At 73.5% G+C, this 22,611-nt stretch carries 23 protein-coding genes; 9 read left to right on the forward strand and 14 right to left on the reverse strand.

Annotation, left to right across the window (positions count from 1 at the left end):
* Positions 1–30: 30 nt before the first annotated feature.
* Positions 31–1,218, reverse strand: coding sequence for an alpha/beta hydrolase (locus AB0L89_RS33135; RefSeq protein ID WP_365149412.1), 1,188 nt, complete (start codon positions 1,216–1,218; stop codon positions 31–33).
* A gap of 185 nt (positions 1,219–1,403) precedes the next feature.
* Here AB0L89_RS33135 and AB0L89_RS33140 point away from each other — a divergent pair, with 185 nt between their 5' ends.
* Positions 1,404–3,122, forward strand: coding sequence for an Imm49 family immunity protein (locus AB0L89_RS33140; RefSeq protein ID WP_365149415.1), 1,719 nt, complete (start codon positions 1,404–1,406; stop codon positions 3,120–3,122).
* A gap of 69 nt (positions 3,123–3,191) precedes the next feature.
* The gene (locus tag AB0L89_RS33145) at positions 3,192–6,392 is read left to right on the forward strand and encodes an amidohydrolase family protein (protein WP_365149418.1); all 3,201 of its coding nucleotides are present in this window, start codon (positions 3,192–3,194) and stop codon (positions 6,390–6,392) included.
* A gap of 19 nt (positions 6,393–6,411) precedes the next feature.
* Here the strand turns inward: AB0L89_RS33145 and AB0L89_RS33150 are convergent, their stop codons facing one another.
* The 4 genes from AB0L89_RS33150 to AB0L89_RS33165 all read right to left on the reverse strand — a co-directional run bounded on the left by AB0L89_RS33150 (position 6,412) and on the right by AB0L89_RS33165 (position 8,960).
* The gene (locus AB0L89_RS33150; protein WP_365149421.1) at positions 6,412–7,032 is read right to left on the reverse strand and encodes an L-threonylcarbamoyladenylate synthase; all 621 of its coding nucleotides are present in this window, start codon (positions 7,030–7,032) and stop codon (positions 6,412–6,414) included.
* A gap of 104 nt (positions 7,033–7,136) precedes the next feature.
* Positions 7,137–7,622 carry an SRPBCC domain-containing protein gene (locus AB0L89_RS33155; RefSeq protein WP_365149424.1) on the reverse strand — a complete coding sequence of 162 codons (486 nt, stop codon included), beginning with the start codon at positions 7,620–7,622 and terminating at the stop codon, positions 7,137–7,139.
* Complete coding sequence (locus AB0L89_RS33160) at positions 7,619–7,990, reverse strand: metalloregulator ArsR/SmtB family transcription factor (protein WP_365149427.1); 372 nt, start codon at positions 7,988–7,990, stop codon at positions 7,619–7,621. The genes AB0L89_RS33155 and AB0L89_RS33160 overlap by 4 nt, the downstream gene beginning before the upstream one ends.
* A gap of 82 nt (positions 7,991–8,072) precedes the next feature.
* Entirely contained in the window at positions 8,073–8,960 is an 888-nt protein-coding gene (locus AB0L89_RS33165; RefSeq protein WP_365149430.1) for an alpha/beta hydrolase, read from the reverse strand.
* Between the two features lie 160 nt (positions 8,961–9,120).
* Here AB0L89_RS33165 and AB0L89_RS33170 point away from each other — a divergent pair, with 160 nt between their 5' ends.
* Positions 9,121–9,903 (forward strand): DJ-1/PfpI family protein, encoded by a 783-nt coding sequence (locus AB0L89_RS33170; RefSeq protein WP_365149433.1) that lies wholly within the window; start codon positions 9,121–9,123, stop codon positions 9,901–9,903.
* A gap of 74 nt (positions 9,904–9,977) precedes the next feature.
* Here AB0L89_RS33170 and AB0L89_RS33175 read toward each other — a convergent pair whose 3' ends face one another.
* A complete protein-coding gene (locus tag AB0L89_RS33175; protein WP_365149436.1) occupies positions 9,978–10,325 on the reverse strand; it encodes a DoxX family protein in 348 nt (115 codons plus the stop codon).
* A 320-nt stretch (positions 10,326–10,645) separates the two neighbouring features.
* On the opposite strand from AB0L89_RS33175, the gene AB0L89_RS33180 reads away from it, so the two are divergent.
* A complete protein-coding gene (locus tag AB0L89_RS33180; RefSeq protein WP_365149439.1) occupies positions 10,646–11,050 on the forward strand; it encodes a nuclear transport factor 2 family protein in 405 nt (134 codons plus the stop codon).
* A 31-nt stretch (positions 11,051–11,081) separates the two neighbouring features.
* Here the strand turns inward: AB0L89_RS33180 and AB0L89_RS33185 are convergent, their stop codons facing one another.
* Positions 11,082–12,293, reverse strand: a complete 1,212-nt coding sequence (locus tag AB0L89_RS33185; RefSeq protein WP_365149442.1) for a serine hydrolase domain-containing protein — start codon at positions 12,291–12,293, stop codon at positions 11,082–11,084.
* A gap of 123 nt (positions 12,294–12,416) precedes the next feature.
* Here AB0L89_RS33185 and AB0L89_RS33190 point away from each other — a divergent pair, with 123 nt between their 5' ends.
* A complete protein-coding gene (locus AB0L89_RS33190; RefSeq protein ID WP_365149445.1) occupies positions 12,417–12,968 on the forward strand; it encodes a hypothetical protein in 552 nt (183 codons plus the stop codon).
* A 2-nt stretch (positions 12,969–12,970) separates the two neighbouring features.
* On the opposite strand, the gene AB0L89_RS33195 is transcribed toward AB0L89_RS33190, so the two are convergent.
* The 3 genes from AB0L89_RS33195 to AB0L89_RS33205 all read right to left on the reverse strand — a co-directional run bounded on the left by AB0L89_RS33195 (position 12,971) and on the right by AB0L89_RS33205 (position 15,453).
* Positions 12,971–14,545 (reverse strand): carboxylesterase family protein, encoded by a 1,575-nt coding sequence (locus AB0L89_RS33195; RefSeq protein WP_365149448.1) that lies wholly within the window; start codon positions 14,543–14,545, stop codon positions 12,971–12,973.
* A 103-nt stretch (positions 14,546–14,648) separates the two neighbouring features.
* Positions 14,649–15,068, reverse strand: coding sequence for a VOC family protein (locus tag AB0L89_RS33200; RefSeq protein WP_365149450.1), 420 nt, complete (start codon positions 15,066–15,068; stop codon positions 14,649–14,651).
* A gap of 10 nt (positions 15,069–15,078) precedes the next feature.
* A complete protein-coding gene (locus tag AB0L89_RS33205; RefSeq protein ID WP_365149638.1) occupies positions 15,079–15,453 on the reverse strand; it encodes a helix-turn-helix transcriptional regulator in 375 nt (124 codons plus the stop codon).
* A gap of 224 nt (positions 15,454–15,677) precedes the next feature.
* Here AB0L89_RS33205 and AB0L89_RS33210 point away from each other — a divergent pair, with 224 nt between their 5' ends.
* Positions 15,678–16,274, forward strand: a complete 597-nt coding sequence (locus AB0L89_RS33210; RefSeq protein ID WP_365149453.1) for a vitamin K epoxide reductase family protein — start codon at positions 15,678–15,680, stop codon at positions 16,272–16,274.
* Positions 16,275–16,312: 38 nt separating this feature from the next.
* Here AB0L89_RS33210 and AB0L89_RS33215 read toward each other — a convergent pair whose 3' ends face one another.
* Entirely contained in the window at positions 16,313–17,167 is an 855-nt protein-coding gene (locus tag AB0L89_RS33215; RefSeq protein ID WP_365149456.1) for a LysR substrate-binding domain-containing protein, read from the reverse strand.
* Between the two features lie 69 nt (positions 17,168–17,236).
* On the opposite strand from AB0L89_RS33215, the gene AB0L89_RS33220 reads away from it, so the two are divergent.
* Positions 17,237–18,178, forward strand: coding sequence for an EamA family transporter (locus AB0L89_RS33220; protein WP_365149459.1), 942 nt, complete (start codon positions 17,237–17,239; stop codon positions 18,176–18,178).
* Here the strand turns inward: AB0L89_RS33220 and AB0L89_RS33225 are convergent.
* Together AB0L89_RS33225 and AB0L89_RS33230 are read right to left on the reverse strand one after the other, a co-directional pair.
* Positions 18,149–19,261 (reverse strand): endonuclease/exonuclease/phosphatase family protein, encoded by a 1,113-nt coding sequence (locus AB0L89_RS33225; RefSeq protein ID WP_365149462.1) that lies wholly within the window; start codon positions 19,259–19,261, stop codon positions 18,149–18,151. The two genes, AB0L89_RS33220 and AB0L89_RS33225, sit on opposite strands and share 30 nt — an antisense overlap.
* Positions 19,262–19,322: 61 nt before the next feature.
* Entirely contained in the window at positions 19,323–19,961 is a 639-nt protein-coding gene (locus AB0L89_RS33230; RefSeq protein ID WP_365149465.1) for a M15 family metallopeptidase, read from the reverse strand.
* Positions 19,962–20,048: 87 nt separating this feature from the next.
* Here AB0L89_RS33230 and AB0L89_RS33235 point away from each other — a divergent pair, with 87 nt between their 5' ends.
* Positions 20,049–20,744, forward strand: coding sequence for a response regulator transcription factor (locus AB0L89_RS33235; protein WP_365149468.1), 696 nt, complete (start codon positions 20,049–20,051; stop codon positions 20,742–20,744).
* Between the two features lie 10 nt (positions 20,745–20,754).
* Entirely contained in the window at positions 20,755–21,837 is a 1,083-nt protein-coding gene (locus AB0L89_RS33240) for a HAMP domain-containing sensor histidine kinase (RefSeq protein ID WP_365149471.1), read from the forward strand.
* Here AB0L89_RS33240 and AB0L89_RS33245 read toward each other — a convergent pair.
* Complete coding sequence (locus tag AB0L89_RS33245; RefSeq protein ID WP_365149474.1) at positions 21,806–22,573, reverse strand: MerR family transcriptional regulator; 768 nt, start codon at positions 22,571–22,573, stop codon at positions 21,806–21,808. The genes AB0L89_RS33240 and AB0L89_RS33245 overlap by 32 nt on opposite strands.
* Positions 22,574–22,611: the final 38 nt, after the last annotated feature.

Consider the following 22,611-nt stretch of genomic DNA (forward strand, 5'->3'; position numbering starts at 1 on the left):
GTGCGGCGGGACCGGCCGCGCCGGTGGGCCTCACCGCCGCTGGAAGGTGACCTCGGGATGCCGGGGCGTCGGACCGTCGAGCAGCGGCTGTGGCCTGCCGAGCAGGTGCCGGTCGAAGAAGGCCGCCACGTACGCGCGCGTGATCTGCTCGGAACGCGTGCCGGACAGCGGGACCTGCGGGTCGACGACCCCGGCCTGCCCGGTCAGGACCGGCAGGTCGGTGAAGGTGAAGTGACCCGAGCCCTTGACCGTCAGCCAGCGCTTCCAGCCGTCCATCCCCCGCCAGGTCTCGTCCCAGTTCACGCCGTCCTCGACGCCCGGCGTGTGCTGGACCTCGGTGCCCAGCATCAGGAAGGGGCGGCCCTTCAGTCCCGTGGGCGCCGTGTGGAAGTGGCCGTCCATGTTCATGCCCGCCCGGACCCGCGGATCGGAGGTCATCGTCGCGAGCGCGGCGGCGCCGCCTATGGAGTGCCCGCCCGCTCCGATCCGGTCGGCGTCGATCATGCGGGTGTGGCGCCAGGTGGCCCGCTCGCCGGTCAAGTGGTCGAGGACATAGGAGAGGTCCTTGGCGCGGCCCTCGGTGACGGCCTTGCCCATCCCGGGCTTCGAGGCGGGCTCGCAGGCCTCGCAGGTGAGGACACGCCCGCCGGGGAAGGCCGTGCCGTACGACTCGTAGGCGTGGTCGACGGTGGCCACGACGAAGCCGCGGCTCGCCAGCTCCTCGGCGAGGTGCGTCAGCGTGGAGCGGGGCGCGGTGAAACCGGGGGAGAGCACGACGAGCGGGAACCGACCGGTGGCGGGCCGCACTCCCGTGCGGGCGAAGGTGCGCGTCGCGCTGTACGCGGCGGCGGAGATCCGGTCGTCCAGTTCCCCCGCCTCCAGCAGGAGCCGGGCCTCCTCCCGCGACGTGTAGGCGGTCGGGCGTCCGCCGCCGTGCCGCCCCGGGTAGTACACGGACACCATCAGCTCCCGGTGACCCGCCGAGGGCACCCAGGGGTCACGGCGGCTCTTGTCGACGAGGTGCAAGGTGTCGCGGCCCACGGCGAAAGCCCCCGTGGGGCGCGGGAGTCGGAGGTCGATGGAGGCGTGGGCGCGTGCGGACGTGGCGTCCTGGGGCGCCGTCGCGGCGCTCGCCGAGCCCGCGACGGGCAGGGTCAGGGCGAGGGCGAGAACGGTGACAACTGCGCGTCGGCGCACGGCGGTTCGGGTGCTGGTCATGTCGGACCACGCTAGGTGCGTGGACACGCCCAAGCGTCGCTCCACGGTCTGACGCCCACCAGACCGCAGAGGTAGAAAACCGTCAGCTCACGGTACGAGGCGGATTACGGCCACACCGGCTTGTTCCGGCCGGGGAAGGAGAGCCTGATGATCACGGTTCCGCGCCCGCTCCGTAGAGTCACCGCGTGAACGAACACGACGCACCCGACCCGCACCTGCCGATGCTGACGTACCCGCAGGCCGAGCGCCTGCGGAGCCTGACGGCCGATCACTTCCTCACCCGGCACGGGATACGCCCGCGGGTCGAGGGCGACGCCGTACTGCGGGACGGCCGCCGCCACCCGCTCCTGAACCTCGCGCACCAGTGCCGCGCCGCCGCCGAGGAGTACTGGCCCCAGCTCGTCGAGCAGCACTTCACCCGGCTGGAGAGCGCGTCACAGGGCGGGGAGAGCGCGGCGGAAATCCTCGGCAGGACCGTCCTGCGCCTCGTGGCCGACGACTCCTTCCCCGGCGAGACGGCGAACGGCTTCCGCTACGCCCGCCCGGTGGCCGAAGGCCTGCTCCTGGTGCTCGCGCTGGACACGCCCACGTCCGTCCGCATCCTCGACGACCACGACGTGGCGCGCGCCGGCCAGGAACAGCTGTGGGCGGCGGCACGGGAGAACCTCCTGCGTGAACCGGTCGAGCACGTGGAGGTGACGGGACCGGAGGGCGCGCTGCTCCAGTCCGTGCACGGGGAATCCCACTTCGTGGCGAGCAAGGTGCTCGTCCTGCCCGAACTGGCCCGCGCGACCACCGGCCGCGAACTGCCCGAGGCCGGCGCCCTCGTCGCCCTGCCGCGGAGGAACCTGCTGGCGTTCCACCCGATCGTCGACGGCACGGTCGTGGACGCGGTCAACGACCTGGCCGCGTACGCGATGGGGGCCCACGAGGACGGTCCGGGCGGGCTCTCGCCCCGCCTGTACTGGTGGCACCGGGGCAGGCTGACCTCGCTCACCGTCATCGACCACGACACCCGCTCCTTCTCCGTGGTGCCGCCGCCCGAGCTGATGGAGACGATGAAGCGGCTGCGCGCCGGCGGCGCGCCCGACCGGGAGGACCCCGCGCCCGCCGCCGAGGACGTCGTCCGGCTGGTGCAGGGCCCCGGCGGCCTCGGCCGCGCCTTCGACGTGACGAAGGAGCAGAGCCACGCGCGCTGCGCCGCCGACCCCGACGGCGCCCGCCTGGAGACCTGGGAGGCGTGGGTGTGGGCGATGCAGACCGGCTCCGCGCTGTTCGCCGCCGCGACGGCCCGCCAGGGCACCGTCGAGTGCCGCGTCGCGGACCGCGTCCTGGCCCTGCCCGCCACCGGGCCCGCACCCGCCGCGCACGCCCGCGCCTGGCTCGACGCCTTCTACCTCGCTGTCGTCTGCCGCGAACAGGAGCGGCTGATGCGCCTGTGCCACGTCCCCCTGGACGAGCTGCGCGGCGCCGCGCCCGTCGACGACTACGTCCTCCACTGGATCGAGACGCTGCGCGCCTACTGGCTCAGGCGCCCCATGGACGACGTCGTCCAGCACCTCATCGCCACGATGGAGACCTCACACCCGCACGTGGCGACCCGCACGCCGAGCGACTTCCTCGACCTCATCGACTACCAGCCCGTCGAGGTCTTCCACCGGCTGATCCGCGGCGACCGCGACGCCTTCGCCCAGGCACTCGCCGAAGCGCTGACGCACCACGAGCGCTACTGGAGCGACAAGACCGACGGCACGGGCGGCCTCCCGCCGCTGGGACGCGTGGCGCTCGGCCCGCTCGCCATCGCGTGCATCGCGCACGACGCGGGCTTCCCCGTCGACACGTCGGCGCCGTACCTGCCCAGGCATCTGGTGGAGCGCGCCTGGGCGGGTGAGTTCCCCACGTAGGAGGACACCGGCGCGTTGTCGCCGTGTGGTGTTGTCCACGCCCCCGCCGATGGGCGAGTGTGCTGTGTCATGGAATGTGACCGGAACAACACCGTGTTGCCTCTGTCTCGTCGTCAACTCTTCGTGGCCGCCGGTGCCTCCGGGGCGCTCGTCGCCCTGGGAAGCGCCCCGGCACCGGCCCGGCCGCGCACCACCGTGCCCCTCTCCTTCACCCGCGTCACGAACGGCGCGGCGACCCTGTCGCCCGCCGCGAACCGCCTGGTCGTCGAGGCGCAGTCCACGCTCTGGTCCCTGCCGCGCGAGGGCGGCGCGGCCGAGCCGCTGACCCCGGCCGACCTGGAACCGAACCGTCCGGTGTACGCCCCGGACGGCACGTCGGTCGCCTTCTGCGCCTACCGGGGCGGCGGCTTCCACCTCTGGACGATGCGCGCCGACGGGACGCGGCTGCGGCAGCGCACCGAGGGGCCCTGGGACGACCGCGGCCCTGCCTGGTCGCCCGACGGGACACGCCTCGCCTTCGCCTCCGAGCGCGGCGGCGACCCGGTCAAGGGCGGCTCGTACCGCGTCCATGTCCTGCACCTCGCCAGTGGCGAGATCACGCGGGTGACCGGACGGCCCGGCCAGGACGGCCCGCTGCAGGACGGCCTCTGGGAGGACTTCGACCCGACCTGGTCGCCCGACGGAGAGCGGATCCTGTTCGTGCGCGGCAGGACCGTGACCGCACCGCAGGGCACCTCGCTCGACGCGCGGACCGTCGCGGCCGTCGCCGCCGACGGCGAAGGACCCGTCACCGTCGTCCACACCGAGACCGCGACGGCACAGGTGATGACCCCCGCCCTCGCCCCGGACGGCACGCGCCTCGCGTATCTGCGCACCACTCCCGCCCCCGCCCCCTCCTGCACCCTCGTCGTCGACGGCAGGGCCGTCGCGCTCACGGGCGACCTGGCGCCGGTGCCGCCGCGCTGGACGGCGGACGGACGGCTCCTGCTGACCGTCGACGGCGGTCTCACCCTCGTACGCCCCGACGCGCCCGGCCGCACCGAGGCGATCCCGTTCGACGCGACCCTGCCCGTGGAGCGCCCGCGCTACCGGGTCAAGGAGTACGACCTCGGCCTCGGGCGGGCCCGCCCGGTCCGTGGCATCCACCTGCCCGCCCTCTCGCCCGACGGCCGGCAGGTCGCCTTCGCCGCCCTCAACTCCCTCTGGCTCGCGCCCACGTCGGGCGGGCGGCCACCGCGGCGGCTGCGCCGGGCCGCCGCCACCGGCTACCTGCTCGGCCCGACCTGGGCCAGGGACGGGAAGTCCCTGGTGTACGCCGACGACCGCGACGGGCTGCTCGGCGTCCACCGGCACGACCTCGCCACCGGCACCGAGACCGCCCTCGTCACCGGCGGCCGGGTGCATCCGGCGCTCTCGCCCGACGGGAAGCGGCTCGCCTCCCTCGACATGACCGGCCGTCTCATGGTCCGCGACCTGGCCTCCGGCGAGGAACGCGCGCTGGTGTCGCCGCTCGGCGGGGGTGGTCTGCCGGGCCGCCCGAGCTGGTCGCCGGACGGCCGCTACCTCGCGCTCTGCGACCGCAACCGCCTCAACTTCCGCTTCCGCGAGGGCTACAACCTCATCCGGATCGTCGACGCCGACACAGGCGCGGACCGTCTGTACGCCGTCGCCCCGCACGCCTCCCTCGCCGACCGCTACGACTCCGGGCCCGTCTGGTCGCCCGACGGGCGCCGGCTCGCCGTGATCGTCGAGTCGGCGCTGTGCCTGCTGCCGGTGGAGGCCGACGGGACACCGCGCGGCGAGCTGCGGACGCTCTCCGAAGAACCGGCCGACCACCCGTCCTGGTCGGGCGACTCGCGGTCCCTCCTCTATCTGTCCGGCGCCAGGCTGCGCCTGATCGGTGTCGACGGGGGCCGCCCGCGCACGGTACGCGTGCCGCTCGACCAGCGCAGACCCGAGCCCGCCGAGCTCGTGGTGCATGCCGGACAGCTGTGGGACGGCACAGGGGAGACGGTGCGCGAGGACGTCGACATCCTCGTCCGCAAGGGCCGCGTCGCCGCCGTCCGACCCCACCGCGCCGCCCACCGCACCCCCGCCGACCGGCGCGTCGACGCCTCGCGGCAGACCGTCGTCCCCGGCCTGTGGGACACGCACACGCACCCCTGGCAGACGACCTACGGCGGGCGCCAGACGGTCGGGCAGCTGACGTACGGCATCACGACGGCGGTGTCGCTGGGCGGATTCGCGTACGAACAGGCCCGGATCCGCGAGGCGGTGCTCTCCGGTGAACTGGCGGGACCCCGCCTGCTCACCACGGGCGAACTCATGGACGGCGCCCGCGTCGCCTACAGCATGGGCCGCGCCCACCGCAGCAGGGCGGCGCTCAGACGCTCCCTGCAACGCGGCGCCGATCTCGACTGGGACTTCGTCAAGACCTACGTGCGCGCGCCCGGCTGGGTCATGGAGGAGGCGGCACGGTTCGCGCACGAGACGCTCGGCGTGCGCTCCGGCAGCCATCTGCTCTCGCCCGGCATCCAGCTCGGCCAGGACCTGACGACCCATCTCCAGGCCACTCAGCGCGCCGAATTCGGACACGCGATCACCGCGACGGGCCGCGCCTACGACGACGTCGTGGAGATCTACACCGCACACGGCGCGGCCTTCTCGCTCATCGCCACGCCGTTCACCTCCTCGCCGCTGCTCGGCGCGGACCCGGCGCTCGCCGACGACCCCCGGGTCACCGCCGTGATGCCGCCCTGGGACGCCGCCTCGGTGAAACAGTCGGCGGGAGTGCCCCCGACCGAGGCCCAACTGGCCGTGCTCCGCCGGGAGACCGACATCTACCGGCGCATCCTGGCGGCCGGCGGCCAGGTGGCCCTCGGCACCGACCAGCCGCTCGTCCCGGTGGGCCTCTCGCTCCACCTCGGGCTGCGGGCCCTGCACCGGGGCGGACTCTCACCCGCGGCGGCGCTGCGCACCGCGACCGTGCTGCCCGCCCGGGTGTTCGGGCTCGACCGGGAGCTGGGCACCGTCGAGCCGGGCAAGGTCGCCGACGTGACCGTGGTCGACGGGGACCCGTTCACGGACTTCGACACGATGGTGCGGACGGTGTCGGTGCTGCGCGGCGGCACCCCGTACACGACCAAGGACCTGACGTCGGCGTTCGAGAAGCTGCCCCGCTCCGGTGCCGGGTCGCGCAAGGAGGAGGACCACTGGCTGGCGGCCGGTCACCTGATGCGGCGCGACGGCTGCTGCGCTCCGGTGGTCTGACCGGGGCCGCCGTCCGGAGCTATTCGAAGCGTGAGGTGTCGCCCGCGCCCCGGCGCACGATCTCGGCCTCGCCGTCGGAGAAGTCGATCACCGTGGTGGGCTCGGTGCCGCAGTCGCCCGAGTCGATGACCGCGTCCACCACGTGGTCGAGGCGCTCCTTGATGTCCCAGCCCTGCGTCAGCGGCTCGTCCTGGTCCGGCAGGAGCAGCGTGCTGGACAGCATCGGCTCGCCGAGCTCGGCGAGCAGGGCCTGGGTGACCGTGTGGTCGGGGATCCGGACGCCGACGGTCTTCTTCTTCGGGTGCAGCAGCTGACGCGGCACCTCCTTGGTGGCCGGGAGGATGAAGGTGTAACTCCCGGGCGTGGCGGCCTTGATGGCGCGGAACACGTCGTTGTCGAGGTGCACGAACTGGCCCATCTGTGCGAAGTTCTGGCACATCAGGGTGAAGTGGTGACGGTCGTCGAGCTGCCGGATCGACCTGATCCTGCTGATGCCGTCGCGACTGCCGAGCTGACAGCCCAGCGCGTAGCAGGAGTCCGTCGGATACGCGACGAGCGCGCCGGTGCGGATGCCGTCGACCACGCTGCTGATGCTGCGCCGCTGCGGGTTGTCGGGGTGCACGTCGAAGTACTTGGCCATTGGCCGAGTCTAGGTGACGGGGCGGGAGTGCCGGATGCGCCGGGCCGGGCGGACGGGCCGGGCGCACCCGGGCGGGGACCGCTCCCCGCCCGGGCGGGCGCCGGTCACCCGTCGAGCAGCGCGTCCATCTGCCCCACGGCCGCGCCCAGGCCCTCGGCGACGCCCATCTCGATCATCTGCTCCATCTGCTCGCGGGAGTCGAAGGCCGACCGCAGTTCCATGCGCGTCCCGCCCTCGTGCTCCGTGAGCCGCATCCGTACGGTCGAGACCGGTGCCCCGGCCGTCGGCCTGCCGTCCGGATCGGCGAATCCGTCGGTGAACTCCAGGCCGTGGGGCGGGTCGACCGAGGTGACGCGCCACCAGCCGCGGTGCTTCTCGCCCTCCGGGCCCGTCATGGAGTAGGTGACGTCGCCGCCCGGCGTCAGATCGTGCTCCTCGAAGGTCGCGGGGTAGGTCGGCGGTCCCCACCAGCGCTCCAGGCGGCGCGGATCGGCCCACAGCTGCCACACCTGCCCGACCGGGGCGGTGAAGTCGGCGATCAGCGTGAGCGTGAGCTGGTCGAAGTCCTTGTCGATGCTGGTGACACTCATGATTCGGCCCTCCTCGCGGGGTCGTCCTCGTCGGCGGGGTCCTGGGCGAGGAGCCGGGACATCCGGTCCACTCGCCCGCGCCACACGGCCTCGAGCCGGTCGAGTACCTGGCGCGCCCGGCGCAGGGCGTCGAGGTCGGTGTGCACGAGCTGCTCCCGGCCGCGGCGCCGCTTGGTGACGAGACCGGCCCGTTCCAGCACCGCGACGTGCTTCTGCACCGCCGCGAAGCTCATCGGGTACGCCTCGGCCAGCCGCGACACCGACGTCCCGTCCCGGACGCACCGGTGCAGGATGTCGCGTCGCGTCGTGTCGGCCAGGGCGTGGAACAGGCGGTCCACGGCCTCGTCGTCCGCTTCACGTACAACCATGTGGTTGTACGTTAGCGCGGGAGTCGCCCGGCGTCGACCGGAAACGGGCCCGGGGCCCGCGCCGTCGGACGGGAGACGTCCGTCAGCGGTGGCTGTCCAGGACGTGCCGCAGGAGCTTCGCGAACGGCTCCGGGGCGCCGTGCTGGCCGTACTCCCCGCCGAGGAACCCGGCGTGGTGGCTGGGGAACATCGTCGGCTCCGTGCCGAGGCCCGCGGCGACGGCCTCGGCGGCGCGGGCGGCGAACTCGCGCTCCGACTCCTGGCCCGCCGCGATCACGACATGGGTGGACGCGGCGCGCAGGGCGTCGAAGTCGGGGCGATAGCCGGTGCAGCCGAGCATGTTCTGCCCCAGCAGCGGGTCGTCCCGGGAGCCGTCGTCCTCCGTGGGCAGCCCGAAGTCGGCGGGGGAGGGGGCGGGCCGGTCCGTCCAGTCGGCGGTGAGCGGCCCCTTGTGCGTGGTCAGCGCGATGAACTTCGCCATCCCCGCCCCCATGCCCGCGCGCAGATACGTCGCGTGGACGTCCGCGCAGGCCGCAAGCGCCGCCTCCCGGTCCGGGAGGACCTGCGCCGTCGGCGGCTCGTGGGCGACGAGGGTGCGCACCAGATCGCCGTGCCGCTCCACCAGCGCCAGCGAGTTGACCGCGCCGCCGCTGCTGGCGAACACGTCCACGCGCCCCGCCGCGCCGAGCGCCTCGATCACCTGCCGCAGATCGTCGGCGTGCTCCTCGGGCGTCGTGTCCACGGCGCCGTCGGTGCGCGGGCTCCGGCTCACTCCCCGCGGGTCGTACGTGACGACGGTCCGGTCGGTGAAGTACGACGCCAGCGTCACGAACCCGGCGGCGTCCATGGGCGAGCCGACCAGGAACAGGACGTCGTCCTGTGCCGCGCCCCCGTCGGCCGTGCCGGTGCGGACGTCGTAGCTCAGTGTCGCGCCGGCCACGGGCAGCGTGCGGGTCTCTGTCTCGGTCATCAAAGTCTCCTCGGTGAGTGCGGTCTCAGGAAGGCAGACCGCCGGACCCACGAGAAATCATCGCTCTTGATCGGATTCCTTGCATCCGAGGGAACCCGGGTACGCGCCCGCCCGACTACTGGAGCGTCAACTGCTGTACGAACGAGAGGTGTTGGCGGCCATGAGGGCGAAGAGTGACCGGCCGGAGCCGAGTCGTCGCGGGGTGCTGCGGGGCGCGGCGTCGGGGGCTCTGGGAGTGGGGGTCGCGGCCGCGGTCGGCGCGGGGGGCGGGACCGCTCGGGCGGCGTCCGGGGACGCGCGGCTGCGGGTGGCGGTGCTGCTCTACGACGGGTTCACGGCGCTGGACGCGGTGGGACCGTACGAAGTGCTGTGCCGGGTGCCCGGGGTGCGGGTGACGACGGTGGCCCACGAGGCGGGACCGGTGCGCACCGACACCGGGGAGCTGTCCCTGGTGGCGGAGCGGGCGCTGGGGGACGTGCGCCGTGCCGACGTGCTGCTCGTCCCCGGCGGCGGAGGGCGGGGGATGACGGCGATGATCGAGGACACGGAGGTCCACGCATGGATCCGCCGCATCCACCGTCACTCGCGGTGGACGACGTCGGTGTGCACGGGCTCGCTGGTCCTGGGGGCGGCCGGGCTGCTGCGGGGGCTGCCCGCCACGACGTACTGGGCGTCGCGGTCGTACCTCGCGAGGTTCGGCGCGACCTACACGCCGGGGCGGTTCGTCGAGACCGGGAAGATCATCACGGCCGCCGGGGTCTCCGCGGGCATCGACATGGGCCTTCACCTGGCGGCCCGGCTGTCCGACGTGGAGGTGGCCCGGGCGATGCAGCTCGCGGTCGAGTACGACCCGGACCCCCCGTACGACACGGGGAGCCCGGAGAAGGCGGACGCGCGGACGGAGGCGCTGGCCCTGAAGCTGATCGACGACGCGTCCCGCTGACGGTCCCGGCGACGGCCGGGCCCGGCGGAGCGCCGCTCCGCCGGGCCCGTGCGAGGGGGCGCCGTCCCACCCGCTCAGGCGGCGAGGCCCAGGGCCAGGGCGCCGACGACCGGCGCGGCGTACACGAGCGGGAAGGGGATGTGCGTGTACCAGCGTGCGCGGACGACGGCGACGACGGCACCGGCGAAGTAGAGCACCAGGCAGGCGCCCGCGGCGATGCCGATGGCGGGCACGAGCAGTCCGACCAGCAGGCCCGCGGCGCCCGCCGCCTTGGCGGTGCCGAGCCAGGGCAGCCACGAGACCGGGATGCCGTAGTCGGCCATGGGCTGGGTGACCCACTTCGCGCGGAGGAAGACGGAGGCGGCGGAGAAGCCGGTCATGGCGGCGGCGACGACGGTGACGACGACGTGGGTGGTGGACATCGAGCAGCTCCTCGGCAAGTGGTCGCCGGTGCGGGCGGGGCCGCCCCGGCCGGGCCTCGATGGCCCGTCACTGTCCTGACGGAGCGCCCCGCCGAAGTGTGACCGCCGGGCGGAGATTATTTTTCGCGGGCTTCGAGGGCCGACCGGGAGGGGGTGACGGCTGCCGTCGGCGGCGGGCGCGGGAGGGGCACGCCTCCACATGCGCGACCAGGCCCGCGAGGACCATCGTGCCGCCCCCTCGACCACCTTGTCCGGGAGCCCGGCGAGGAGTGACCGGAGAGGACTCACCGGCGGCGCCGAACCGCCCTACGCTGAGGGGCATGGCGGAACTGCAGCAGCACCCCCATGTCGAGACGGCCGTTCGCTATCACGAGGCCGTCGCCGCCGGCGCCGTCGGTGCGGAGCTCGCCCGTTTCTTCCACGACCACGCCAAGCACTACGAGTACCCCAACGCGTTCTTCCCGGACGGGGTGGTCCGTGATCTGCCCGCCATCCTCGCGGCGGCCGAGCAGGGGCGCCGCACGCTGCGGCACCAGAGCTTCGAAGTGCTCAACGCCGTCGCGGTGGGGGAGAAGGTCGCCCTCGAAGTGGCCTGGACGGGCACCTTGGCGCAGCCGCTGGGCGACCTGCCCGCAGGGCACGTCCTGAACGCCCACATCGCGACCTTCCTGGAGTTCCGCGGCGGCAGGATCATCACCCAGCGCAACTACGATTGCTACGAGTGAGGCGCGCCGGGTCCGGCTGCCCCCTGTCGGTTCAGCGGCGCGCGGCGCCCGCCCGCTCGGCGATGCCCAGCGTCAGGTCCTGCGCCCGGTCCTCCAGATTCCATTTCCCCTTCCGGTAGGCGTGGTTGCTCACCCAGAACACCAGCACGCCGTCGGACAGCCGGCGGGCGAGGACTGCGAGCGACCAGCCGTTGCCGCCGTCGTGCCAGGCCAGGCGCCCCTCGGCGGTGTCACGGACGCTCCAGCCGTATCCATACGACTCGCCGTCGCTCCCGGGGACGCGCACATGCGGCGCGAACAGCTGATCGCGGGCGCGGGCGGGCAGGACCGTGTCGTCGGACAGGGCGCGGTGCCAACGGAGCATGTCGGGCGCGGTGGAGAGCATTCCGCCGTTGCCCCGCAGGTTCCAGTACGGTCCGTCCGCGGCCCAGGAATGGTCGACGGGCCGTCCCCGCGGGCGTCCCCGGTCGTCGTACTCGACCGCGATCGAGCGGCGCGGCCACCGCGGCAGCACGTATCCGGTCTCCTTCATTCCGGCCGGGGCGAACAGGTGCCGGGCGAGGAAGGGTTCGTACGACTCGCCCGATGCCTCCTCGATGATCGCGGCGAGCAGGCTGTATCCGGTGTTGGAGTAGTGGAACTCCGTTCCCGGGGACGAGCGCGGCTCCGCCGCGAGGGCGTCGCGGACCAGCTCCCCACGCGAGACGCGGTCGTAGTCGTCGCCGAGCCCCTCGGGCAGGCCCGACGTGTGCGTGAGCAGCTGCTTGACGGTGATGGCGCGCTTGTCGTCGGGCACCGGACCGAGGAAGCGGCCGATGCGGTCGCTGAGCCTGAGCCGTCCCATGACCTCCAGTTTCAGGACGGCGGCCGCGGTGAACTGCTTCGTGACCGACATGACGTCGTAGACGGTGCGGCAGCTCGCGGGGGTGCCGGCGGCGCGGTCCGAGGCGCCGAAACCGCCGCAGTACGCGAGGCGGTCGCCGCGCGCCGCCATCACGGTGCCGCTCGCGCCCTCGGGAAGGGTGCGCCGGACGAACGCGCCGATCGACTTCCTCGTGCTCTTCTCCTGGTCTTCCGCTTCGTCGGCCGCCGCCTCGCCGGCCGACGCGTTGTCCGGGGGAGGGGACTCGGTGGTGCGCTGCTCGGCGCAGCCGCCGAGCAGCGACAGCGTCAGGAGCGTGGCGAGGGCCGTGGCCGTGCGGCGACGGTGCCGGTGGTGCTGAGTGCGGCGGGACCACCCCATGGGACCTCCAACGTCGGGAACGTGCGCCGAGGTTGACCGCCGCGGGTGCCGTTCCTCAACCTGTCAGGGTGTTCGAGCTTGTGCGAGACCGTGTACGTCCAGCTCAACGGGGGGGAGACCACCATGACCACCACACCGCTCACACCGCCGCCCATGCCGTCCGCGCCGCCCGCGTCCTGTGCGCCGCCGACGCCGCCCGCCACGGACGCGGCCGCCTTCGTGGCGGCGCTGCGCCGGCTCAAGGCGTGGTCGGGGTTCAGCTACCGCGAGTTGGAACGCCGTGCCGGGCGGGCCGGGCACGTCATGCCGTACTCCACCGCGGCGTCCCTGCTGGGCCGGGACCGGCTGCCCCGCAAGGACCTCGTCGTCGCCTTCGTCGTGGCGTGCGGAGCGGGGGAGGCGGAGGTCCTGGCGTGGGTGGCCGCGCGCGACGCGATCGCTTGCGGGGCCCTGCGACAAGAGGTGCGGACGCAGTCACCGCAGCCGCGACGGCACGCGCGGGACGAGGCGACCCGAGATGCCCGACACCCCCTGCGCGCACGCCGGTTGCGCCGCGCCGTCGCCGCCACCGCCGTACTCCTCGCCGTCCTCCTGACCGGCGCGGCGACACAGGGCGCGGTCACCCGGAACGAGGAGGTCCAGGAGACGCACTCGTCGTCCGTGGCGCCCGGCTGACGCTAGCCGTCGAGCAGCGGCAGTGGGGGGAAGACGTGATGCTGCCAGAGCACCCGGGAGGCCTCCTGCGGGTCGGCGACCACGTCCGGCCGCGCGTCGAAGAGACGCACAAGGCGCCCGTCGGTGTCGTACGGAGGCCAGCCGGGGTCTCCGTGCGCGGCGAACGCCGTCCAGGCGGTGCGCATCCGGGCGGACACGGCCTCCGCCTCCGCCGAGGGCGTCTCGCCGATCAGCAGGGCGGGCTGCCCGCGGTCCAGGTTGCCGAAGACGAGCGGCACGTCCAGGCCGTGGCAGGCGCCGAGCGCTCCGCCCATGCCCGGTGCGGGCCAGGTCAGTTCGTAGACGTACGCACGGCCGCCCGCCGCGATCTGCGCGAGGGCGAGGTGGAGCGATGGCATGCGGAACAGCCAGTCGCCGTGCACCCGCTCGTAGAGCTCCTCCTCGCTCGCCTTCGGGAGGGCCTCGCGACAGCGGCGCGGACCGTCCGGGCCGGGGGCGTAGCGGTCGAGGGCGGTGGCCGCCTGCTCCTCGGTGACCTCGCCCAGCAGACCGTCGACGGCGCTGAACAGGCGGTGTTCGTCGCGGGTGTGCCCGACGAGGAGGGCGACGTCGCGGGCGGCGCCGCCGGCCAGGGCCTGCCACGGGGTGACGGGCAGGAGGTCGCCGTCGACGACGGGGGAGAAGAGGATCTGCCGGTGTGCCGGCAGGCCCCAGCGGCTCGCCCGCTCCCGCGACCGGGTGCCGACCGCGTCCCCGGCCGCCGTCAGTTCGTGCGGCGCGACGGCGGACAGATCGGCCACGGTGGGCCGCAGCCCCAGCTCGGCGGCGCAGGCGGCGCCGATGTCGGCGGCGAGCTCCGGCGTGAAGAAGGTGCAGGGGGCGCTCTGGACGACGGCACGCGAAAAGAGCCCGGACGCGCGTTCCGCGGCCAGCAGGGCGGCGATCGAACCCCCGCCCGCCGACTGGCCGAAGACCGTGACCCGGCCGGCGTCGCCGCCGAAGGCCCCGATGTTGTCGCGCACCCACCGCAGGGCGAGGATCTGGTCGAGCAGCCCCCGGTTGGCGGGAGCCCCCTCGATCTGCGCGAACCCCTCGATGCCCACGCGGTAGTTGAACGTCACCACGACGACATCGCCGTCGCGCGCGAGCCGGCCGCCGTCGTACTCGGGCAGGCCGGACATGCCGATCTCGTAGGCCCCGCCCTGGATCCACACCATCACCGGCAGGCCCGCGCCGGGATCGGGCGCGGGCGACCAGACGTTGACCGTCAGCCAGTCGTCACCGGGCGTGCCCCGCGCCAGGTCGGCCATGCCGAAGACGCCGGCCTGCGGGGGCGGCGGGCCGTACGAGACGGCGCCGCGCACCCCGTTCCACCCGCGCACCGGCCGGGGCGCGGCGAACCGCAGGGCGCCGACCGGGGGCAGGGCGTACGGGATGCCGCGGAAGACGGCCGTACCGCCCTCGCGGCGGCCGCGCACCACCCCGGCGGCGATGAGGACCTCGGGCGGGGGCCCGGACGGACCGGCGGGCTCGCGCGGGTGGGGCGGCTCGGGTGAACCGGCGGCGGTGTGCGGCATGACGGCCCCCTCGGACCGGTGGTGAGGGCCGCCCGCTGCGGCCCCCGACCTCCCCGCATCATCCGCCGGATCCACCGGGTCGCGCGAGCCGATTACCGGTGTTTCAGGCCGACTTGCGGGCCTGGGTGAAGCGCAGCATGTTGCCCGCGGGGTCGCGGAAGGCACAGTCGCGGACGCCGTACGGCTGGTCGACCGGCTCCTGGAGCACCTCGCCGCCCGCGGCGCGGATGCGTTCGAAGGCGGCGTCGCAGTCCTCGGTCTCGAAGATGACGGCGCGCAGCATGCCCTTGGCGAGCAGTTCGGCCATGGCCTGCCGGTCGGCGGGGGAGGCGTTCGGGTCGGCGAGCGGCGGTTCGAGCACGATGCTCACCTCGGGCTGCGAGGGCGACCCGACGGTCACCCAGCGCATTCCCTCGAACCCGACGTCGTTGCGGACCTCCAGACCGAGGACGTCCCGGTAGAAGGGGAGCGCCTTGTCGTGGTCGTCGACGGCGATGAAGCACTGAGAGAGTTTGATGTCCATGGCCTCCACGCTAGGAGCGGGGGCCGGCTTTCGCTTCTCCGTTCCTGACCGGTCGGGTGTGGATCTTGGCGATGCAGGCGGGGACGGCCGCGCCCTCGTCGTGACCGCGTGCGCGGTAGGCGCTCGGCGTCTCGCCTACCAGCTCGGTGAAGCGCGAGCTGAACGACCCCAGCGACGTACAGCCCACGGCGAAGCAGACGTCCGTGACCGACATGTCCCCACGCCGCAGCAACGCCTTGGCCCGCTCGATCCGGCGCGTCATCAGGTAGCTGTACGGCGTCTCCCCGAACGCGGCGCGGAAGCTGCGGGAGAAGTGCCCGGCCGACATCAGGGCGGCGCTCGCCAGCGCGGGTACGTCGAGCGGCTCGGCGTACGCGCGATCCATGAGATCGCGTGCCCGGCGCAGCCGGACGAGGTCTTCCAGGTTCGTCACCCGCACACCATCCCACAGGGCGACACGGCGGGCAGGGGGTTCGTCGGCGGCCCATGACGGCCGACGGGCCGATCGCCGACGGGACGTACGTCCCGCCCGGCCGGGACGGTGTGCTTCCCCTCCAGGGACCAACGTCCCTGGAACGCCCTCGTCGCGCGGGCGCACCCTTGTGGATCATGATCGATGCCTCCACGACGGGCCGCGTCTTCGTCGGCCGCGCCCTGAGCCTGCTGATGCTGAGCGCCGGGCTGCTCGGCACCCTCGCCTCGGCCGTGCTCACCCACGACCGCATCGCGACCCTCGCCGACCCGGCGTTCACGCCCGGCTGCAACATCAACGCGGTCCTCAGCTGCGGCGACGTCATGGACACCTGGCAGAGCGACGTGCTCGGCTTCCCCAGCGTGCTGCTCGGCGCCGTCGGCTTCGCCGCGCTGGCCATGCTCGGCCTCGTCCTCGCGACGGGCGCCACGGTCCCGGTGTGGCTGTGGTGGGCGGTGCAGGGGGCGGTCACCGCGGCGTTCGGCTTCGTGGTCTGGCTGATCGTCCAGTGCCTGTACGTGATCGGGGCGCTGTGCCCGTGGTGCGTGCTCGTGTGGGCGGTCGTCCTGCCGCTGTTCTGGTACGTCACCCTGCACACCCTGCGCCGCGGCCTGCTGCCCGCACCGCGCCGCCTGACGCAGGAGCTGTGCCGGTACGCGTGGGTGGGCCCGGTGCTGATGTACGGGGTGCTCGTGGTGCTGATCGTGACGCGCTTCGGCGACCGGCTGTGGTGAGCGGCGACCGATAGGCGCGGGGTGAACGCGGTCCGCGCTCAGCCCGCCAGGAGCTGCCGCGCCAGCGTCAGCAGGTCGGGGACGGCCGGGTGGACGAAAGCGGCGCGCCAGGCCAGGAAGACGGGGACCGTGGGCGCGTCCGCGAGGGGACGGTAGACCAGGGAAGGGTGCGCGTGATTGCTCGGAGTGGCCGCCGTGGAGATCCCGACGGCACGGCCCGCGGCGATCGCCATCAGCCACTCGTCGGTGTTCGTCACCTCGATGGTCCCCACCGGGCGGGCCGTCGGCGGCCACAGCTCCGTCGTCGTCGTGCCGGAGACGGTGTTGACGGCGATCGTATGGGCGGCGAGGTCGGCCAACGTGATGCGCGCGAGCTCCGTGAGCGGGCTGTCCGTCGGCATGACCACCACCCGTTCCTCCGACACGAGCAGTTCCGTGCGCAGCCCGGGCGTGGTGACGGCGCCGCGCAGCAGGGCCGCGTCGACCTTGCCCTGGGTCAGGCCCGCCGTGCGGTCGTCGACGCGGAGGAGTTCCAGCGGGGTCCCGGGGTGCGTCTCGTCCCAGCGGCGCAGCAGCGGCACGGTGTGGACGCCGAGCGCCGCCCAGGTGTGGCCCAGGCGCAGCGGCCGCCCGCTCAACCCGCCGGGATCCAGGGCCGATTCGACGGCGGCGAGGGCCGCGGCCGCCTTGTCGCGGAACGCGCGGCCCTCGGCGGTCAGCTCGAAGTGGTGCGTGGAGCGGTCGGCGAGGCGGGCGCCCAGGTGGTCCTCCAGCTGGCGCAGGGTGCGGGAGAGCGCGGGCTGGGCGACATGGAGGCGGGCGGCGGCACGGCTGACGTTGCCCTCCTCGGCGATGGTGAGGAACGCCCGCAGGTGCCGCAGCTCGATCGTCATGCTTCAGAAGCATAACCGCAGGGAAATCGGCATTTCACACGCGCCGCCGGGGTTCCTAGCGTGGAAGGCATGACAACGACAGCGCAGAACACACCGGCGCCGACGGCCGCGCCGGTGCTCCTTCGGCACGCCCCGGGGCGCGGCAGCCTCTCCGGCGTCGGGCTGGTGCTGGCCGGGGCGGTGTCCGTGCAGTTCGGCTCGGCGTTCGCCGCGCTGCTGTTCCCCCGGGCCGGGGCGCTCGGCACGGTCGCCCTGCGGGTGACGCTCGCCGCGCTGCTGCTCCTGGCCGTCACCCGGCCCCGGCTGCGCGGACTCCCGCGCGCCGACTGGGCCGTGGCCGGCGGCTACGGCCTGGCGCTCGGCGGCATGAACATCCTCTTCTATCAGGCCATCGACCGGATCCCGCTGGGGGCGGCGGTCACGCTCGAAGTGCTCGGCCCGCTCCTCCTGTCCGTCGTCACCGCACGCCGCGCCGCCAGCTTCCTGTGGGCCGGCCTCGCGCTGGCCGGGGTGTGTCTGCTGGGCCGCGGCGGCTTCGGCGCGCTCGATCCGGCCGGAGTGGCCTTCGCGCTGGGGGCGGGGGCGATGTGGGCGGCGTACATCGTGCAGGGCGCCCGCGCCGGTGCCCGGTTCCCGCGCCTGGACGGCCTGGCGATCGCGATGGCCGTCGCGGCCCTGGTCAGCCTGCCGCTGGGCATCGCGTCGGCGGGCGCCGCCCTCCTCCACCCGGGCGTGCTCGCCCTGGGCCTCGCGATCGCCGTGATGTCCTCCGGCGTGCCCTACACCCTGGAACTGCTCGCCCTGCGCAGGCTCCCCGCTTCGACGTTCGCGGTCCTGGCCAGTCTGGCCCCCGCGGTCGCGGCCCTGGCGGGCTACCTGGTGCTCGGCCAGGGCCTTTCCCTGCCGCAGTGCGCCGCGATCGCGATGGTGGTCGCGGCGAGCGCGGGGGCGGTGCTGACGGGCAGGCGCGGGGAAACGTCCTCACCAGCTGATCGAGACGGCCACCGGTAGGTGGTCGCTGCCGGTCTCCGGCAGCAGCCACGAGCTCCTCGGTGTCACGCCACGGACCAGGATCTGGTCGATCCGCGCCACCGGGAACGCCGCGGGCCAGCTGAAGCCGAACCCGTCCCCGGCCGCCTCCTGGGCCGAACGCAGCCGCGCCGTGATGCCGTCGAACGAGCGGTCGTCCATGGTGCCGTTCAGGTCGCCCAGCAGGACGACCCGCTCGTTCCGCTCGGCGGCCAGGGCCTTCGCGAGGGCCCGGGCGTTCCTGTTCCGCGTGTCCGTCCCGAAGCCCGACCCGGGATCGACCCGTACGGATCCCAGATGCGCGACATACACGGCGAGGGGTCCCTGATCGGTGGTCACCGTGGCGCGCAGCGCCCGGTTCGCCGCCAGCTTGGCCTCGGCCGGCTTGGTGTCCCCCAGCGGCCCGACGTCCTGCTCGATGTCGACCGGCCGGGTGCGGGACAGCGGCAGCTTGCTCCAGAGCCCGACCGTGCCCAGCACCGTGTGGTTCGGGTACGCCTTCGCCAGCTCCTTCTCGTACGTGCCCCTGGCCTGCGAACTGATCTCCTCAAGTGCCAGCACGTCCGCGCCGGAGGCGGCCAGGGCGCGGGCGGTACCGGCCGGGTCGGCATTCTCGGCGCGGACGTTGTGGCTGACGACGGTGAGGTCACCGCCCGCCCGGGACCTGTCGCCGAGCGTTCCTCCGAAGAGGTTCAGCCACACCACGGCCGGGAGCAGCAGCGCGACCACCGCGGAGGCGGAGCGGCGCCACAGCGCGGCGGCGAGCAACACCGGGACCCCCAGGCCGAACCACGGCAGGAAGGTCTCCACCAGACTGCCGAGGCCGCCGCGGTCGGTGATCCGCGCGTGCAGCAGCAGGAACAGGCCGAGCACGAGCGCCAGCGCCGCGAGCAGCGGGCCACGCTTCCACGGCCCCGGACCGGAGAGGGCGAGGGCCGCCCGACGAAGGCGTGCGCGCCACTGGCCACCCGGCTCGCCGGTCCCGTCGGTCCTGTCGGTCCCGGCCGTCGGGGCACCGGCACCGGTGGCGGGCGCACCTGTCGCCGCCGTGTCCACCTGCGTCATCGTCCGTCCTCGTTCATCGCTGTTCGCTGTTCCTCGCCGCCGTGCACCGTGTGCACCGCGTTCACTTCCGCATCCTCGGGTCCTGCGTGGGGTCGGCGTACATCCGAGGGCAGCCGCGGTCGACCGCGCCGGTGCGCAGTTCGTAGTGCCACGGTTCGTTCCGGTAGATCTGGCAGAGCCCGTACGCGGCACCGTGCTCGGACAGCCACGCCGTCGCGCTGGAGCGCCCGACGTCGACCGCGTCCCCCGATACGTGAGGGGACGTCTTCGCGGTGGCCACCCACCGGGCGGCCTCGGCCGCGGACCCGTACTCGGCGACCGCCTCGCGCAGCAACCGGCCCTGGTATTCCGGTGATCGCCAGCCGCTGTTGACGTAGAAGGGGACCTGGTCGCTCGCGGCGTCGTTCGCGGCCCGGCGGAGGGCCGCGAGTAAGTCCGGACTGAGTTTGGCCACGGCCGGCACGTCCGCGTCGAAGACCGTCGTGCCGTCGGGTACGGCACCTTCGGCGCTGGACGCCCCCGGCGGAGACAGGTGTGTCGAGGAGGACGAGGAGAACGGCAGATTCCCGGCCAGATGGCCGAGAGTCGCGGCGATCGCGGCGATGACGGCCATCAGGACCACGAGGCCCGTCAGACCGAGACCAACGCGTCGGTGGATCCGGCGGGTCGTCGTGTGTGCCGATGGCGGGGTGCAATTCATGCCGCAAGTCAAGGCAGTGCGGTGTTGTCGGCACGTATGCGGTTCTTGATACGCCGACGATATGCGTCGGCTCGTAGCATCGAGAGCATGCGCGTGTTGATCGTCGAGGACGAACTCTTTCTGGCCGAAGCCATTCGCGACAGCCTGCGCCTGGAAGCGATCGCGGCCGACATCGCCGGCGACGGCGACACCGCTCTGGAGCTGCTGAGCGTCAACAGCTACGACATCGCCGTCCTCGACCGGGACATCCCCGGGCCGTCCGGCGACGAGATCGCCCAGCGCATCGTCGCCTCGGGCAGCGGCATGCCCGTTCTCATGCTCACCGCCGCCGACCGCCTCGACGACAAGGCGTCCGGGTTCGAACTCGGCGCCGACGACTACCTCACGAAGCCGTTCGAGCTCCTGGAGCTCGCGCTCAGGCTGCGCGCGCTCGACCGCAGACGGGCCCACAACAGGCCGCCCGTGCGGGAGATCGCGGGGCTGCGCGTGGACCCGTTCCGCAGAGAGGTCTACCGCGACGGCCGCTATGTCGCGCTGACCAGGAAGCAGTTCGCCGTGCTCGACGTCCTCGTCGCGGCCGAAGGCGGTGTCGTCAGCGCCGAGGAGCTCCTGGAACGCGCGTGGGACGAGAACGCCGATCCGTTCACCAACGCCGTGCGCATCACCGTCTCCGCTCTGCGCAAGCGCCTCGGCGAGCCCTGGATCATCGCCACCGTGCCGGGCGTCGGCTATCGCATCGACACCGCACCCGGCACCGGACGTGGGGAGCGAGACCGTGGATAGGCGGCCCGGTATGAGCGTCCGCGTCAAGCTCACCCTCAGCTACGCCGGGTTCCTCATGCTGGCCGGCGCCCTGCTGATGGCGGCGGTGTGGGTGTTCCTCCTGAGATACGTCCCCAACCGCGCGATGCTCTACAACCCCGACGACAGGCCCCGTGGGGGTGTCTTCCCCATCCGGTCCGCCCTTTTGGAGGTCTTCGTCCCGCGGGCGGCCGCGGTCCTGGCGTTCCTGCTGGTGTTCGGTCTCGTGGGCGGGTGGTTCCTCGCGGGCCGCATGCTCGCCCCCCTGACCCACCTCACCGACGCCACCCGCATGGCCACGAACGGATCGCTCTCCCACCGGATCCGGCTGCCGGGCCGCAAGGACGAGTTCCGCGAACTCGCCGACGCCTTCGACACGATGCTCGCCCGGCTCGAGGCGCACGTCGCCGAACAACGGAGATTCGCGGCCAACGCCTCGCACGAGTTGCGTACCCCGCTGGCGATCTCGAAGGCGCTGCTCGACGTGGCCCGCACCGATCCGCACCACGACACCGGCGAACTCGTCGACCGCCTGCACACCGTCAACACCCGGGCCATCGCCCTGACGGAGGCCCTGCTCCTGCTCAGCCGCGCCGAGCAGCGGTCCTTCACCCCGGAACGCGTCGACCTGTCCCTCATGGCGGAGGAGGCCACCGAGACGCTCCTGCCCCTCGCCGAGAAGCACGGCGTCACCGTGCGGACCAGCGGCGACATCGCCCCCACGGCCGGGTCGCAGGCGCTCCTCCTGCAGCTGACCACGAACCTCGTGCACAACGCGATCATCCACAACCTGCCCGCACAGGGCACCGTGTGGGTCACCACCGGCGTGCGCCCCGAGACCGTGGTGCTCACTGTCGAGAACACCGGCGAAGACCTCGTCCCGGAGCTGGTCTCGACGCTCGCCGAACCCTTCCAGCGCGGCACCGAACGCGTACACGTCGATCACGCCGGCGCCGGCCTCGGCCTGGCCATCGTCAAGACCATCACCCAGGCGCACGTCGGAACACTCACCCTCGCCCCGCGCCCCACCGGCGGGCTCCGCGTCACTGTGGAGCTGCCCGCGATGTCCGCGTAGTCACGGCTTCGCGTGCGCGCAGGTACGCCTCCAACTCGGCGGCGCCGGTCAGCATCGCCCGCCCGCGGGCGGCCAGCCGGGCGCGCCAGTCGTCCAGGGCGGTCCCCAGCGGCGCGAGGCCGCCTGCCGTCCGCACCTGGGCGATCAGCGGGGCGATCTGCTCCAACAGGTAGCCCCCGCGCCGGAGTTGGTGGGTCAGCTGGGCGTCGCGTACGGCTGCCTCGTCGTAGACGCGGTATCCGGTCCGCGGGTCGCGGTGCGGGCTCACCAGTCCGGCCCGCTCCCAGGAGCGCAGCGTCGCGGGGCGGATGCCGAGCTTCCTCGCCAGGGGGCCGATGAACGCGCTCCCGGGCCCGGAGGCGGCGCCGGGACGGGACGGCGCCGCGGACTGCAGGCCGCGCAGGGCGTGCTCCACCGCCCGGAGGGTGCGGCGGTCGTCGAGGAGCTGGGCGTGGCTCTCGTCGATGAGACGGAACGCCTCGTCGGCCGCGCCCTCGTTCACCGCCCGCATGACCGCCGTCGCCGTCGGATGGCCGTGGCCGGGCAGCAGGGCGAGGAAGGCGCGCAGCGCCCGCGCGTGCAGCGGCGTATAGGTGCGGTAGCCGCTCGGCGTGCGACCGGCGGCCGGAAGGATGCCGGCCTCCTCGTAGTTCCTGACCGCCTGGGTGGACAGGCCGTGCCCGCGCGCCAGATCGATCGGCCTGAGCCGCTCATCGCTTTGAAGGTTTCGTCCCACCAGCGCGACAGTAGCGCGAAAAAGTCTCCACCGAATGT

The sequence above is a fragment of the Streptomyces sp. NPDC052114 genome (assembly GCF_040680155.1).
Lineage (GTDB): Bacteria > Actinomycetota > Actinomycetes > Streptomycetales > Streptomycetaceae > Streptomyces.

Excerpts from the sequence above, each read along its gene's own strand:
- AB0L89_RS33135 (WP_365149412.1), bottom strand. The coding sequence starts at position 1,218 with ATGACCAGCACCCGAACCGCCGTGCGCCGACGCGCAGTTGTCACCGTT.
- AB0L89_RS33145 (WP_365149418.1), top strand. The coding sequence starts at position 3,192 with ATGGAATGTGACCGGAACAACACCGTGTTGCCTCTGTCTCGTCGTCAA.
- AB0L89_RS33150 (WP_365149421.1), bottom strand. The coding sequence starts at position 7,032 with ATGGCCAAGTACTTCGACGTGCACCCCGACAACCCGCAGCGGCGCAGC.
- AB0L89_RS33155 (WP_365149424.1), bottom strand. The coding sequence starts at position 7,622 with ATGAGTGTCACCAGCATCGACAAGGACTTCGACCAGCTCACGCTCACG.
- AB0L89_RS33160 (WP_365149427.1), bottom strand. The coding sequence starts at position 7,990 with ATGGTTGTACGTGAAGCGGACGACGAGGCCGTGGACCGCCTGTTCCAC.
- AB0L89_RS33165 (WP_365149430.1), bottom strand. The coding sequence starts at position 8,960 with ATGACCGAGACAGAGACCCGCACGCTGCCCGTGGCCGGCGCGACACTG.
- AB0L89_RS33170 (WP_365149433.1), top strand. The coding sequence starts at position 9,121 with ATGAGGGCGAAGAGTGACCGGCCGGAGCCGAGTCGTCGCGGGGTGCTG.
- AB0L89_RS33175 (WP_365149436.1), bottom strand. The coding sequence starts at position 10,325 with ATGTCCACCACCCACGTCGTCGTCACCGTCGTCGCCGCCGCCATGACC.
- AB0L89_RS33180 (WP_365149439.1), top strand. The coding sequence starts at position 10,646 with ATGGCGGAACTGCAGCAGCACCCCCATGTCGAGACGGCCGTTCGCTAT.
- AB0L89_RS33185 (WP_365149442.1), bottom strand. The coding sequence starts at position 12,293 with ATGGGGTGGTCCCGCCGCACTCAGCACCACCGGCACCGTCGCCGCACG.
- AB0L89_RS33190 (WP_365149445.1), top strand. The coding sequence starts at position 12,417 with ATGACCACCACACCGCTCACACCGCCGCCCATGCCGTCCGCGCCGCCC.
- AB0L89_RS33195 (WP_365149448.1), bottom strand. The coding sequence starts at position 14,545 with ATGCCGCACACCGCCGCCGGTTCACCCGAGCCGCCCCACCCGCGCGAG.
- AB0L89_RS33200 (WP_365149450.1), bottom strand. The coding sequence starts at position 15,068 with ATGGACATCAAACTCTCTCAGTGCTTCATCGCCGTCGACGACCACGAC.
- AB0L89_RS33205 (WP_365149638.1), bottom strand. The coding sequence starts at position 15,453 with ATGGATCGCGCGTACGCCGAGCCGCTCGACGTACCCGCGCTGGCGAGC.
- AB0L89_RS33210 (WP_365149453.1), top strand. The coding sequence starts at position 15,678 with ATGATCGATGCCTCCACGACGGGCCGCGTCTTCGTCGGCCGCGCCCTG.
- AB0L89_RS33215 (WP_365149456.1), bottom strand. The coding sequence starts at position 17,167 with ATGACGATCGAGCTGCGGCACCTGCGGGCGTTCCTCACCATCGCCGAG.
- AB0L89_RS33220 (WP_365149459.1), top strand. The coding sequence starts at position 17,237 with ATGACAACGACAGCGCAGAACACACCGGCGCCGACGGCCGCGCCGGTG.
- AB0L89_RS33225 (WP_365149462.1), bottom strand. The coding sequence starts at position 19,261 with ATGACGCAGGTGGACACGGCGGCGACAGGTGCGCCCGCCACCGGTGCC.
- AB0L89_RS33230 (WP_365149465.1), bottom strand. The coding sequence starts at position 19,961 with ATGAATTGCACCCCGCCATCGGCACACACGACGACCCGCCGGATCCAC.
- AB0L89_RS33235 (WP_365149468.1), top strand. The coding sequence starts at position 20,049 with ATGCGCGTGTTGATCGTCGAGGACGAACTCTTTCTGGCCGAAGCCATT.
- AB0L89_RS33240 (WP_365149471.1), top strand. The coding sequence starts at position 20,755 with ATGAGCGTCCGCGTCAAGCTCACCCTCAGCTACGCCGGGTTCCTCATG.